Origin of the sequence: Streptomyces sp. 4F14, from assembly GCF_048159485.1 — a bacterium.
Lineage (GTDB): Bacteria > Actinomycetota > Actinomycetes > Streptomycetales > Streptomycetaceae > Streptomyces.
This window is the reverse complement of sequence record NZ_JBLRVY010000027.1, coordinates 34,887-47,474: the sequence shown is the minus strand read 5'-3', so window position 1 is coordinate 47,474 and position 12,588 is coordinate 34,887. Positions and strand designations below refer to the sequence as shown.

Below are 12,588 nucleotides of genomic sequence, written 5' to 3'. Positions count from 1 at the left end.
ACGTGGAGAACCTCATCGCGCTGCTGATCGCGGCGCCCCTGCTCGGAGCGGCCGTCCTGCTCACCGGAGGCCGCCGGCTGGACGCCGTCGGCCATTGGATCGGCACGCTCCTGTCGGCCGTCTCCTTCGTGTTCGGCCTGATCCTCTTCGCGGACCTGCTCGGCAAGGACGCCGAGCACCGCACGCTCCACCAGCACCTGTTCAGCTGGATCCCCGTCGAGGGCTTCCAGGCGGACGTCGCGTTCCGCCTCGACCAGCTGTCCATGACGTTCGTGCTGCTGATCACGGGCGTCGGTTCGCTGATCCACCTGTACTCGATCGGGTACATGGAGCACGACGACCGGCGCCGCCGCTTCTTCGGCTACCTGAACCTGTTCCTCGCGGCGATGCTGATCCTGGTCCTCGCCGACAACTACCTCCTGCTGTACGTCGGCTGGGAGGGCGTGGGCCTCGCCTCGTTCCTGCTCATCGGGTTCTGGCAGCACAAGCCCAGCGCCGCGACGGCCGCGAAGAAGGCGTTCCTGGTCAACCGGGTCGGCGACATGGGCCTGTCGATCGCGATCATGCTGATGTTCACGACCTTCGGGACGTTCGCCTTCGGCCCGCTGCTCGGCACGCACACCGAACCGGGTGTCGCAGCCGACGCGAGCGAGGGCAAGCTCACCGCGATCGCCCTGATGCTGCTGCTGGCCGCCTGCGGCAAGTCCGCACAGGTGCCGCTCCAGTCCTGGCTGGGGGACGCCATGGAGGGCCCGACGCCCGTGTCGGCGCTCATCCACGCGGCGACGATGGTCACCGCGGGCGTGTACCTGATCGTCCGCTCGGCCGCGGTGTTCAACGCCGCGCCGGACGCGCAACTGGTCGTCACCATCGTCGGCGCGGTCACGCTGCTGTTCGGTGCGATCGTCGGTTGCGCGAAGGACGACATCAAGAAGGCCCTCGCCGGGTCGACGATGTCGCAGATCGGCTACATGGTCCTCGCGGCAGGGCTCGGCCCCATCGGGTACGTCTACGCGATCATGCACCTGGTGACGCACGGCTTCTTCAAGGCCGGGCTCTTCCTCGGCGCGGGTTCCGTCATGCACGGCATGAACGACGAGGTCGACATGAGGAAGTACGGCGGCCTCAGGAAGTACATGCCGGTCACGTTCGTCACCTTCGGCCTCGGCTACCTCGCGATCATCGGCTTCCCCGGTCTGTCCGGCTTCTTCTCCAAGGACAAGATCATCGAGGCGGCGTTCGCCAAGGGCGGCACCGAGGGCTGGATCCTCGGCGGCGCGGCCCTGCTGGGCGCGGCCATCACGGCGTACTACATGACGCGCGTGATGCTGATGACGTTCTTCGGCGAGAAGCGCTGGCAGCCCGACGAGAACGGCAACGAACCGCACCCGCACGAGTCCCCCAGGTCCATGACGATCCCGATGATCGTGCTGGCCTTCGGCTCGGTCTTCGCGGGCGGCGTGTTCGGCGTCGGCGACCGCTTCCTGCACTGGCTGGAGCCGGTCACCGGCCACGACCACGGCGACGCGCCCATCAGCGCCACGACGGTCACCTCGGCGACGGTCGCCGTCATGGTCGTAGGCGTCGCCCTGGCGTACCTCCAGTACGGCCGCCGCCCGGTCCCGGCCGTCGCCCCGCGCGGGTCGCTGCTCACCCGGGCCGCCCGCCGCGACCTCCTCCAGGACGACTTCAACCACGTCGTGCTGGTACGCGGCGGCGAGCACCTCACGCGCTCGCTGGTGTACGTCGACCACACCCTGGTCGACGGCGTCGTCAACGGCACGGCGGCCGGCTTCGGCGGCCTGTCCGGACGGCTGCGCCGCCTCCAGAACGGCTTCGCGCGCTCCTACGCGGTCTCGATGTTCGGCGGCGCGGCGGTCCTGGTCGCCGCGACGCTGCTGATGAGGGCGGTCTGATACCGATGTCCTTTCCCCTGCTGACAGCGACGGCGGTGCTCCCCGCCGTCGGGGCGATCGCCACGGCGGCCGTACCGGCGGCGCGGCGCAACGCGGCGAAGTCGCTCGCGCTGCTGGTCTCGCTCGGCACGCTCGCCCTCGCGATCGCGATCCTGGTCCGCTTCGACCCCGACGGCGACCGCTACCAGCTCACCGAGTCCCACTCCTGGATCAAGGAGTTCGGGGTCCGCTACGAACTGGGCGTCGACGGCATCGCGGTGGCGCTCATCGCGCTGACCGCGCTGCTCATCCCGTTCATCATCCTGGCCGGCTGGAACGACGCCGACCCGCTGGAGACCGGCAGCAAGCGCTGGCGGCCCACCCAGGGCTTCTTCGCGCTGATCCTGGCCGTCGAGGCGATGGTGATCATCTCCTTCGAGGCCACCGACGTCTTCCTCTTCTACATCTTCTTCGAAGCGATGCTCATCCCGATGTACTTCCTCATCGGGGGCTTCGGGGACCGCGCGCACGAGCACGGCGAGGAGGCGGCGTCGACCCAACGGTCGTACGCGGCCGTCAAGTTCCTGCTCTACAACCTGGTCGGCGGCCTGATCATGCTGGCCGCCGTGATCGGCCTGTACGTGGTCGCGGGCAACTTCAGCCTCCAGGAGATCGCCGCCGCGCGCGCCAACGGCACGCTCGACATGGCGACCAACACGGAACGCTGGCTGTTCCTCGGCTTCTTCTTCGCCTTCGCGGTGAAGGCCCCGCTGTGGCCGCTGCACACCTGGCTGCCGAACGCGATGGGCGAGGCCACGGCCCCGGTCGCGGTCCTCATCACGGCCGTCGTCGACAAGGTCGGCACGTTCGCGATGCTCCGCTTCTGCCTCCAGCTCTTCCCGGAGGCGTCGAAATGGGCGACTCCGGTCATTCTCGTACTCGCCCTGATCAGCATCATCTACGGCGCCCTGCTCGCCGTCGGGCAGCGGGACATCAAGCGGCTGGTGGCGTACGCGTCGATCTCGCACTTCGGGTTCATCGTGCTCGGCATCTTCGCGATGACCAGCCAGGGCCAGTCCGGCGCGACGCTCTACATGGTCAACCACGGCATCTCGACGGCCGCCCTGATGCTCGTCGCCGGCTTCCTGATCTCCCGGCGCGGCTCGCGGCTCATCGCCGACTACGGCGGCGTCCAGAAGGTCGCCCCGGTGCTCGCCGGGACGTTCCTGATCGGCGGCCTCGCCACGCTGTCGCTGCCCGGCCTCGCGCCCTTCGTGAGCGAGTTCCTGGTGCTGGTCGGCGCGTTCGCGCGCTACCCCGTCGTAGGGATCATCGCGACCTTCGGGATCGTGCTCGCCGCGCTGTACACCCTCGTCCTCTACCAGCGGACGATGACCGGCCCGGTGAAGCCCGAGGTCGCGTCGATGCCCGATCTGAAGATCAGGGAGATCGCGGTCGTCACGCCGCTGATCGTCCTGCTCGTCGTCCTCGGGGTCTACCCGAAGCCGATCGCGGACGTCGTCAACCCGGCGGTCAAGCAGACGCTGTCCGACGTGAACAAGAAGGACCCCCAGCCTGAGGTGGAGGCGGCCAGGTGAGCGCAACAGCCGTCCACAGCCTGTGGACAACGGCGGCCGAACCGATCGCGAAGATCGACGCGCCGAAGATCGAATACGGGCAATTGTCGCCCACCCTGATCGTCGTGGGCGCGGCGGTCGTCGGGATCCTCGTCGAGGCGTTCGTGCCGCGGAAGTCCCGCTACTACGCCCAGTTGTTCGTCTCCGTCGTCGCCCTGTGCGCCGCGTTCGCGGCCGTCGTCGCCCTCGCGGCGAAGGGGTACGGCACCACGCGCGCGGGCATCGTCGCGATGGGCGCCATCGCCGTCGACGGGCCGGCGCTCTTCCTCCAGGGCACGATCCTGCTCGCCGCCCTGGTCGGCCTGTTCACCTTCGCGGAGCGCCGCCTCGACCCGGAGGCCCACGGCAGCCCGGTCGACTCGTTCGCCGCGCAGGGCGCCGCCGTACCCGGCAGCGACAGCGAACAGGCCGCCGTCAAGGCCGGGTTCACCACCACCGAGGTCTTCCCGCTGCTGCTCTTCGCGGTCGCCGGGATGCTCGTCTTCCCGGCCGCCAACGACCTGCTGACGCTCTTCATCGCGCTGGAGGTCTTCTCCCTCCCGCTGTACCTGCTGTGCGCGCTCGCGCGCCGCAAGCGGCTCATGTCGCAGGAAGCGGCCGTCAAGTACTTCCTGCTCGGCGCGTTCGCCTCCGCGTTCACCCTGTTCGGGATCGCGCTGCTGTACGGGTACGCCGGTTCCGTCTCCTACGGCACCATCGCGCAGGTCGTCGACGGCACCGTCAAGTCCGTCGACCCCGCGCTCGCCGACACCATGGGCAACGACGCGCTGCTCCTCATCGGCGCCGCGCTCCTCGTCATGGGCCTGCTCTTCAAGGTCGGTGCCGTGCCGTTCCACATGTGGACGCCGGACGTCTACCAGGGTGCGCCCACGCCGGTCACCGGGTTCATGGCCGCCGCCACCAAGGTCGCCGCGTTCGGGGCGCTGCTGCGGGTCCTGTACGTCATCCTGCCGGGGCTGCGGTGGGACTGGCGGCCCGTGATGTGGGGCGTCGCCATCGTCACGATGCTGGGCGGGGCGATCGTCGCGATCACCCAGACCGACATCAAGCGGCTGCTGGCGTACTCGTCCATCGCGCACGCCGGGTTCATCCTCGCGGGTGTCATCGCGACGACGCCCGACGGGGTCTCCTCGGTCCTCTTCTACCTCGCCGCGTACTCCTTCGTGACGATCGGCGCGTTCGCGGTGGTCACGCTGGTCCGCGACGCCGGGGGCGAGGCCACCCACCTCTCCAAGTGGGCGGGCCTGGGGCGCCGTTCACCCCTGGTGGCGGCCGTCTTCGCCGTGTTCCTGCTGGCCTTCGCCGGTATCCCGCTGACCTCCGGGTTCGCGGGCAAGTTCGCCGTCTTCAAGGCCGCCGCGGAAGGGGGTGCGGCGCCGCTGGTCGTGGTCGGTGTGATCTCGTCGGCCATCGCCGCTTTCTTCTACATCCGGGTCATCGTCCTGATGTTCTTCAGCGAGCCCCGCCCCGAGGGCCCGACGGTCGCCGTGCCCTCACCGCTGACCATGACCGCGATCGGGGTGGGGGTGGCGGTCACCCTCGTCCTGGGCGTCGCGCCGCAGTACTTCCTCGACCTGGCGGGGCAGGCGGGGGTGTTCGTGCGCTGAGACCGCGCGCGGGTGCGTGTACGACGGCCTGGTGCCCTTCTTCCGGGGGGTGCCGGGCCGTCGGTCTGCCCGGGGTGTCCTCTCGCGGGCGCGCGCGTGCTGTCGCCGGTGGTGCGGGGGGCGAGGTTCTCGGCCGACCTGTGGATAACTCCGTGGGTGTCGGTGCGGGGGCCTATCGTGGGAGGCACGTGGAGGCAGTGGTTCGAGGGACGACGGGTGGGATCGGCGCGATGGCGGAGGCGGTAGAGGTGGCGGAAGCGGTGGCCGCGGGGGGCGTGGAGAGCGAGGCGCTCGCGACGCTGCACCGGGTGTTCGGGTACGACAGCTTCCGGGGCGAGCAGGGGGCGATCGTCGATCATGTGATCGGCGGCGGTGACGCGGTCGTGCTGATGCCGACCGGCGGTGGGAAGTCGCTGTGCTACCAGATCCCCGCGCTGGTCAGATCCGGCACGGGGATCGTCGTGTCGCCCCTCATCGCGCTCATGCAGGACCAGGTGGACGCCCTGCGCGCGGTCGGCGTGAAGGCGGGGTTCATCAACTCGACCCAGGACTTCGACGAACGCCGCCTCGTGGAGGCCGAGTACGCCGCCGGCGAGCTGGACCTGCTCTACCTCGCCCCCGAGCGGCTGCGCCTCGACAGCACGCTGGAGCTGCTCTCGCGCGGCAAGATCGCCGTCTTCGCGATCGACGAGGCGCACTGCGTCTCCCAGTGGGGCCACGACTTCCGCCCCGACTACCTCGCCCTGTCCCTCCTGGGCGAGCGCTGGCCGGACGTCCCGCGCATCGCCCTGACGGCGACGGCGACGAAGGCCACGCACGAGGAGATCGTCCAGCGCCTCGGCATGCCGGCCGCCCGGCACTTCGTCGCCAGCTTCGACCGGCCCAACATCCAGTACCGCATCGTCCCCAAGGCGGACCCCAAGAAGCAGCTCCTGGCGTTCCTGCGCGAGGAGCACGCGGGCGACGCCGGCATCGTGTACTGCCTCTCGCGCAACTCGGTCGAGAAGACCGCCGAGTTCCTGGCGGCCAACGGCATCGCGGCGGTGCCGTACCACGCGGGGCTCGACGCGGGCACCCGCGCGAGGCACCAGTCCCGGTTCCTGCGCGAGGACGGCCTGACCGTCGTCGCGACCATCGCCTTCGGCATGGGCATCGACAAGCCGGACGTCCGCTTCGTCGCCCACCTCGACCTGCCGAAGTCCGTCGAGGGGTACTACCAGGAGACCGGCCGCGCGGGGCGTGACGGCCAGCCGTCCACGGCGTGGATGGCGTACGGCCTCAACGACGTCATCCAGCAGCGCAAGCTGATCCAGTCCGGCGAGGGGGACGAGGCGTTCCGGCGCCGCGCGCAGTCCCACCTGGACGCGATGCTCGCGCTGTGCGAGACCGCGCGGTGCCGGCGCGGCCAGCTCCTCGACTACTTCGGCCAGGACCCCGACCCCGTCGGCTGCGGCAACTGCGACACCTGCCTGACCCCGCCGGAGACGTGGGACGGCACGGTCGCCGCGCAGAAGGTCCTGTCCACCGTCGTCCGCCTCCAGCGCGAGCGCGGGCAGAAGTTCGGCGCCGTCCAGATCATCGACATCCTGCTCGGCAAGCGCAGCGCCAAGGTCATCCAGTTCGACCACGACCAGCTCTCCGTGTTCGGCATCGGCCAGGACCTCGCGGAGGGCGAATGGCGGGGCGTCATCCGGCAGTTGCTCGCGCAGGGGCTGCTGGCGGTCGAGGGGGAGTACGGCACGCTGGTCCTCACGGAGGCCAGCGGCACGGTCCTGCGGCGCGAACGGGACGTGCCGTTGCGCAAGGAGCAGAAGAAGGCGCCGACCGCCAAGACGTCCTCCTCCTCCGGCAGGGGCGGCAAGGCCAAGGCGGCCGTCGTCGAACTGCCGCCCCACCTCCAGCCCGCCTTCGAGGCCCTGCGCGCCTGGCGCGCGGAACAGGCCCGCGAACAGGGCGTCCCGGCGTACGTGATCTTCCACGACGCGACCCTCCGCGAGATCGTCTCCGTATGGCCGTCGTCGGTCCGTGAGCTGGCGGGCATCAGCGGGGTGGGCGAGAAGAAGCTCGCGACCTACGGCGAGGGCGTCGTGACGGCGCTGGCGGAGCTGGGCGGGGCACCGGAGGGATCAGCGAGGACGCCGGCGCCCACCCCGGCTCCCGCGGCGCGGGGACCCGTACCGGCGGAGGACGACTTCTGGGGCGAGCCGGAGGAGGAGCCGGACTGGACGTAGGGCTCGCGTGCGGCGCTGGTGTCCGGGTCGCCCGAACCTTTCCGGGGCCCTTATGCCAGCGCCGACAGCCCCGGCGCGAACGTGATCAGCAGCGGCAGCAGAGGGACCAGCGCCGCCACCGTCGTCGTCAGGGCCCGGTGCCGGCGCAGCAGGCGCGGCGGTGGCTGCAGGAGGCGGTCGACGCGTTCGCCGAGGAGGCGGTGGCTGGAGGCGCAGGACAGGACGCCCCGGTGCTGGTTAAGCTCGATGAGCGCGAGGGCCGTCGTGAGGTGCCCGCAGCGGCGCGACGCGGTGTCGTCCGCGGCGAGTTCGACGAGCCGGTGGGTCTGGTCGCAGAAGTGGGCGAAGAGCGGCACCCGGGGAAACCCGGTCGCCAGCGCGGTGGAGAGGTGCAGCAGCCAGTCGTGACGGGCCCGCGCGTGCCCCTTCTCGTGAGTGAGGACGGCATCGAGCTGGTGCGCGGTGAGCCGGTTCAACGCACCCGTGGTGACGATGAGTTGGGGCGGGCTGCCGGGAAGCCACCAGGCGTCCGGGTACTCGTCCTCCAGGACGAGGAGGGGCCCGCGCGCGGAGGGCAGCCCGGCCGGCAGGTCCGGCGCGCGCTCACGCAGCAGCGCACGGTCCCGCACCCGCCGCCGCCGGGCCTCGACCAGCTCCCGCCCCAGCATCGCCGTCGTCCACGCGGCCCCGCACGCCAGCAGCAGCGTCAGAACGACCGCCCACACGGGCGCGGCGGACAGGTCGTACGCCTCCGTCACCTCCCGCGGCGCGGGCGCGAACAGTTGCGTACGGGCCGTGTGGAAGACGGCCGCGATGCCCAGCGTCAGCGCGGTGACGCAGCACAGCAGGACCGTCGCCACGAGGCACTGCCACACCCACAGCCCCACGACGGGCTCCCGCTCCGGCCACCGCGCCCGCGTCAGCGCGCGGGGCACCGGCAGGGCGGCCGTCAGCCCGACGGCACTCAGCAGAAGCAGACAGATGGTCATCCCACGGTTCCCGGATTCTGCTCGGCGGGCGTACACGGATCTGCGGTGCGGTGAAGCGGTGCGGTGAACCAGACGGCCGGCGTCGCGCTCCCCGACCCGGCCGGGCGCCCCGGCCGCACGGGTCCTCGCGGCCAGTATGACGGCGTGGACACGGCACCGTCAGCCCTTCGGGAGGCGCGCGCAACTCGCGCCCGCGCGCGGGACGTCGACACGCGGGGACGGCCGTTCCCCCGACAGCACCCCAGACCTCACACACCCCATCACTCCGTACACCACGGCGGTTTAGGTCGGATACGGGAAGTTATCCACAGGCTGGGACGCAATCTTGACGGAGCGGTGCGAACAGGGAGACTCTGGGCGGGTGCCGGAGGGCCTCGGGGAGGGGGCCCTCGCTTGGCGCATCTGGGGGGCGGATGGCCGAAGGGGAGGCCGGCCTGAGGCCGGCGCGTCGTGGCGTACGGCTCGGCGGGACCGGTGCGGGGGACCGGCTCGCGGGGCTGGAAGCGACGATGCGCGGCAGACTCGGCCGGGAGTGCGTGTACGTACCGTCGTGCCGGTTCGGGCTGTACGTGGCCCTGCGCCACTGGTGCCCGCCCGGCGGACGGGTCCTGATGTCGCCGGTCAACGACGACGTGATCTTCTTCGTGGTGCTCGCGGCGGGCCTCAGGCCCGTGCAGGCCCCCCTGAGACCCCTGGACGCGTCGATCGACGTGGACGCGGTCCCGGAGGGCACCTGGGGCGCCCTGTCGGCCGTCCTGACGACCAACCTGTACGGCAACCCGGACGACGCCCCGCGCCTGCGCGCGAGGTGCGACGCCCTGGGGATCCCGCTGTTCGAGGACGCCGCGCACGCGATCGGCGGCGAGGTCGGCGGCAGGCCCGTCGGCGCGTGGGGCGACGCCTCCGTGTTCAGCCTGTCGAAGCACGTCGGCGCGAAGGCGGGCGGGTTCCTGTCCTGCGCCGACGCGGGCCTGCGCGACGCCCTGGAGAAGGCCCGCGAGGACCTGCTCCTTCCCGCGCGGCCCACGGCCGAACTGGCGTACGCCGTACGGCCGTACGCGGAGGCCGCCGTACGGGGCCTGGGCCTGCGCGGGGCCGCCTGGGCGACGCTGCGGCTGCTGGGGCGGACGGAGCGCGAGGAGATCCGGATGCCGCTGCGGCCGGCGGACCTCGCGCGCGCGGGCGCCGAGGCCCCCGGTCTCGCCGCGTACGACGCGTGGGTCCGCGTCGACATGCACGACTACCGCCTGCGCGCCGGGAACGCCCGCCTCGCGCGCGTGGGGCGCAAACTGGACCGCCTGGACGGCGTTCTGGCGGCCTGCCGGGAGGGGGCCGGACTCCTGCTCGCGACGCCGTGGGCACGCGCGTACGACGGCCCGCCGCAGCCCCTCTTCCGGGTCCCCCTGTTCGTCGAGGACCGGGACGCCGCGCGGGAGGCGCTCGCGCGCCGGGGGATCGTCGTCGGGTACCTGTACGACCCGCCGCTGGACGACTACGCGGGCGCGGAGTTCACGGACGTGTCGCCGGACCCGTCCGGGGCGCGCTGGTTCGCCCGGCACGCGCTGCCGGTCGACCCCCTGCGCGCGCGTGAGGTGATCGCGGCGCTGACGGAGGCGGGGGTGCGGCCCGTACGCGCACGGGGAGGGGCCTGTGACTGAGACGCGGGCCGAGCCCAGACAGCGCGCGGCGGCCGGCGCGCGGGAGGAGGCGAAGAGCGCGCCCGCGCGCGGGGGCCCCGACTCCCTCTTCCGCAACGCCTACTTCCTGATGCTCAGCACCGGCGTCTCCGCCGTCCTGGGCCTCGGGTTCTGGCTGGTCGCCGCCCGCTACTACTCCGAGGAGGCCGTCGGCCAGGGCTCCGCCGCCATCGCCGCGATGCGGCTGCTCGCGAGCATCACGGCGACGACGATGATCGGCGCCGTCGTCAGGTTCGTCCCGCGCGCGGGGAGGGCGACCGGGGCGCTGGTGTGGCGCGCGTACGCGGCGAGTTCGGTGGTCGTGGCGGTCGCCGCGTTCGTGTTCCTGCTGACGCTCGACCTGTGGGGGGCTTCGTACGCGCCCCTGGGGACGCCCCTCGCCGGGACGGTGTTCGTCGTCGCGTGCGTCGCGTGGGCGCTGCTGACGCTCCAGGACGGGGTGCTGACGGGGCTGCGCAAGGCCCTGTGGGTGCCCGTCGGCAACGCGGTGTTCTCCCTCGGCAAGCTGATCCTGCTCGCCGTGTTCGCGACCGTCCTGCCGGTGCTCGGCATCTTCGTCTCCTGGGCCGCCGCGATCGCCCTGTCGACGCTGCCGCTCGGCTGGCTGATCTTCCGCCGCCTCATCCCGCGCCAGCAGGCCGCCGACCGGCACGTGGAGCCCCCGCGCCTGCGCGAGATGGGCCGTTTCCTCGCCGGTGACTCGCTGGGCGCGCTGTTCAGCCTCGCGATGATCAACCTGCTGCCGGTGATGGTCGCGGTGCGCTTCAGCGCGGCGGAGAACGGCTACTTCTACGTCGCGTACACCGTCGGCGGCACGATGGAGTTCATGGCCATCAACATGGCCTCCTCGCTCACCGCGCACGCCTCGCACGACCCGCGCCACCTCGCGGACGGCGTCCGGGGCGCGCTGCGCCGGATGACGCTGCTCCTCGTCCCCGTCGTCCTCGTGCTGGTGCTGTTCGCGCCGCGGATCCTCACGCCGTTCGACGAGGACTACGCCGAGCACGGGACGACGGTGCTGCGCCTGCTCGCGCTGGGGGCGCTGCCCCGGGTCGTGGTCGAGCTGTACATCGGGGTGCTGCGCGTCCAGGGGCGCACGGGCATGCTCGCCGCGCTCCAGGGGGCGATGTGCACGCTGGTGCTCGGGAGCGCGGCGCTGCTCTTCGGGTCCGCCGGGATCGCCGGGGCGGGGTGGGCGGTGCTGCTCGGGATGACCCTGATCGCCGCGGTCTCCGTGATCGGCCTGCGCGCGGCGCTGCGGCCGTCCGCCGCTCCGCCCGCAGCTCCGCCCGCCGCGCCGTCCGCCGGGTCGCCCGATCCGCTGCCCGCCGCGCCGTCGCCCGAGCCCGCCCACCGGCTGGGCGCGACCGCCGGGTACGCGACGGCCTCCGGCTACGGCACGACCTGGGCGCGGCGGGCGTCCGCCGCCGACGAGGACACCGTGCCGCTGTTCATCGGGCGGCCGGGGTACGAGCGGGAGGCGCTGGAGGCGGACACGCTTGCGGTGATCGTGTGGCCGCAGGGGGCGCGCGGCGGGGTTTCCCCGGTGCCGGGTCCGCGCTCCGGGCTCGTACCGCGGAGGTACCCGGGTACGCCTGCGGGGTCGGCCTCCGAACTGTCCTCGGCGTCGTCGACCGAGTCCTCCCCCGGGCCGCCGGCGGGGGTACCCCTCGACGACCGGGGCGCCGGACCGGCGTACCCCGCACGGGGGTTGTGGTCCGAGGCGGGACAGCGCCGGCTGCGGGGCGGACTGTGGGCGGCCCTCGCCGTCGCCGTCGCCGCGTTCGCCGCCGGGGTGCGGGACCTGCCGTGGCTGCGGTCCCCGGGTACTACGGGTACTACGGGTACTACGGGGCCTGCCGGTACGGGGAGTACGGCGCTGTCGTCCGGGCGGGCGATGCTCGACGCGCTGCCCGAGGCCGCCCTCGTCGCAGGGCTCGCCCTGCTCCTGCTGTACGCCGCCGCGGTGACGCTCTGCCCGCGCCACGACCCGTGGCTGCCGGGGGCGGCGCTGGGCGCCGTGGCTCTCGCGCTGTACGCCGTACCGGTCGCGCTGGGGCGGGAACCGGAACCGGTCGGCGGGACGTTCTACACCGAAACGGCGCGATTCCTCGCGGAGGCGATGGGGCTCGACGGGCCCGGACCGCTGCTGCGCTGGGCGCCGCCACTGTGCCAACTGCTGTGCCTCGTCGCGCTGTGGCAGGTGCTCGCCCGCCTGGGGGAGCGGCTGCGACCGCCCTGGACGGCGCGCTGGGGGCTCGTCTATCTCGCCGCCCTGGGGGGCTGGGCGTGGCGGGAGACCCTGGCACCCCTCGCGCCGCCGACCCTCGCCGCGCTCTTCGTCCTCGCCCTGCTCCTGTCGGTGCACCGCGCCCCACCGCCCACCGAGCCCGAGCACACCTGACCAACGCCGAACGACAGGGGGGAACCGTCGTGCGTCCACCGAACCGGAGAACCGAACCAGGCCCAGGCTCCCAGAGCGCCGAGACGTCCCACCCGGGAACGGACACCTCCCAGCCGCCCGGCGTGGGG

At 72.4% G+C, this 12,588-nt stretch carries 7 protein-coding genes; 6 read left to right on the top strand and 1 reads right to left on the bottom strand.

The features are described 5' to 3' along the window. The first annotated feature begins 2 nt into the window (after positions 1-2). The 4 genes from nuoL (at position 3) to recQ (ending at position 7,370) form a co-directional block, all read left to right on the top strand. The gene (nuoL, locus tag ACLZOT_RS36415; RefSeq protein ID WP_416973435.1) at positions 3-1,916 is read left to right on the top strand and encodes an NADH-quinone oxidoreductase subunit L; all 1,914 of its coding nucleotides are present in this window, start codon (positions 3-5) and stop codon (positions 1,914-1,916) included. A 5-nt stretch (positions 1,917-1,921) separates the two neighbouring features. Further along, positions 1,922-3,493, top strand: a complete 1,572-nt coding sequence (locus ACLZOT_RS36410) for an NADH-quinone oxidoreductase subunit M (protein ID WP_416973434.1) — start codon at positions 1,922-1,924, stop codon at positions 3,491-3,493. After that, positions 3,490-5,139, top strand: a complete 1,650-nt coding sequence (nuoN, locus tag ACLZOT_RS36405; protein WP_416973433.1) for an NADH-quinone oxidoreductase subunit NuoN — start codon at positions 3,490-3,492, stop codon at positions 5,137-5,139. The genes ACLZOT_RS36410 and nuoN overlap by 4 nt, the downstream gene beginning before the upstream one ends. A 230-nt stretch (positions 5,140-5,369) precedes the next feature. Continuing rightward, positions 5,370-7,370 carry a DNA helicase RecQ gene (gene recQ, locus ACLZOT_RS36400; protein ID WP_416973432.1) on the top strand — a complete coding sequence of 667 codons (2,001 nt, stop codon included), beginning with the start codon at positions 5,370-5,372 and terminating at the stop codon, positions 7,368-7,370. A gap of 50 nt (positions 7,371-7,420) precedes the next feature. On the opposite strand, the gene ACLZOT_RS36395 is transcribed toward recQ, so the two are convergent. Further along, positions 7,421-8,359 carry a M56 family metallopeptidase gene (locus ACLZOT_RS36395; RefSeq protein ID WP_416973431.1) on the bottom strand — a complete coding sequence of 313 codons (939 nt, stop codon included), beginning with the start codon at positions 8,357-8,359 and terminating at the stop codon, positions 7,421-7,423. 413 nt (positions 8,360-8,772) lie between these two features. Between ACLZOT_RS36395 and ACLZOT_RS36390 the strand changes: the two genes are divergently transcribed. After that, positions 8,773-10,017 (top strand): DegT/DnrJ/EryC1/StrS family aminotransferase, encoded by a 1,245-nt coding sequence (locus tag ACLZOT_RS36390; RefSeq protein WP_416973430.1) that lies wholly within the window; start codon positions 8,773-8,775, stop codon positions 10,015-10,017. Continuing rightward, a complete protein-coding gene (locus ACLZOT_RS36385; protein ID WP_416973429.1) occupies positions 10,010-12,460 on the top strand; it encodes a lipopolysaccharide biosynthesis protein in 2,451 nt (816 codons plus the stop codon). Before ACLZOT_RS36390 ends, ACLZOT_RS36385 begins: the two co-directional genes overlap by 8 nt. Positions 12,461-12,588 lie beyond the last annotated feature (128 nt).

Bases quoted from the DNA above. Each gene is read 5' to 3' on its own strand.
- ACLZOT_RS36390 (WP_416973430.1), top strand. From the start codon at position 8,773: ATGGCCGAAGGGGAGGCCGGCCTGAGGCCGGCGCGTCGTGGCGTACGG.
- ACLZOT_RS36410 (WP_416973434.1), top strand. From the start codon at position 1,922: ATGTCCTTTCCCCTGCTGACAGCGACGGCGGTGCTCCCCGCCGTCGGG.
- recQ (WP_416973432.1), top strand. From the start codon at position 5,370: ATGGCGGAGGCGGTAGAGGTGGCGGAAGCGGTGGCCGCGGGGGGCGTG.
- ACLZOT_RS36395 (WP_416973431.1), bottom strand. From the start codon at position 8,359: ATGACCATCTGTCTGCTTCTGCTGAGTGCCGTCGGGCTGACGGCCGCC.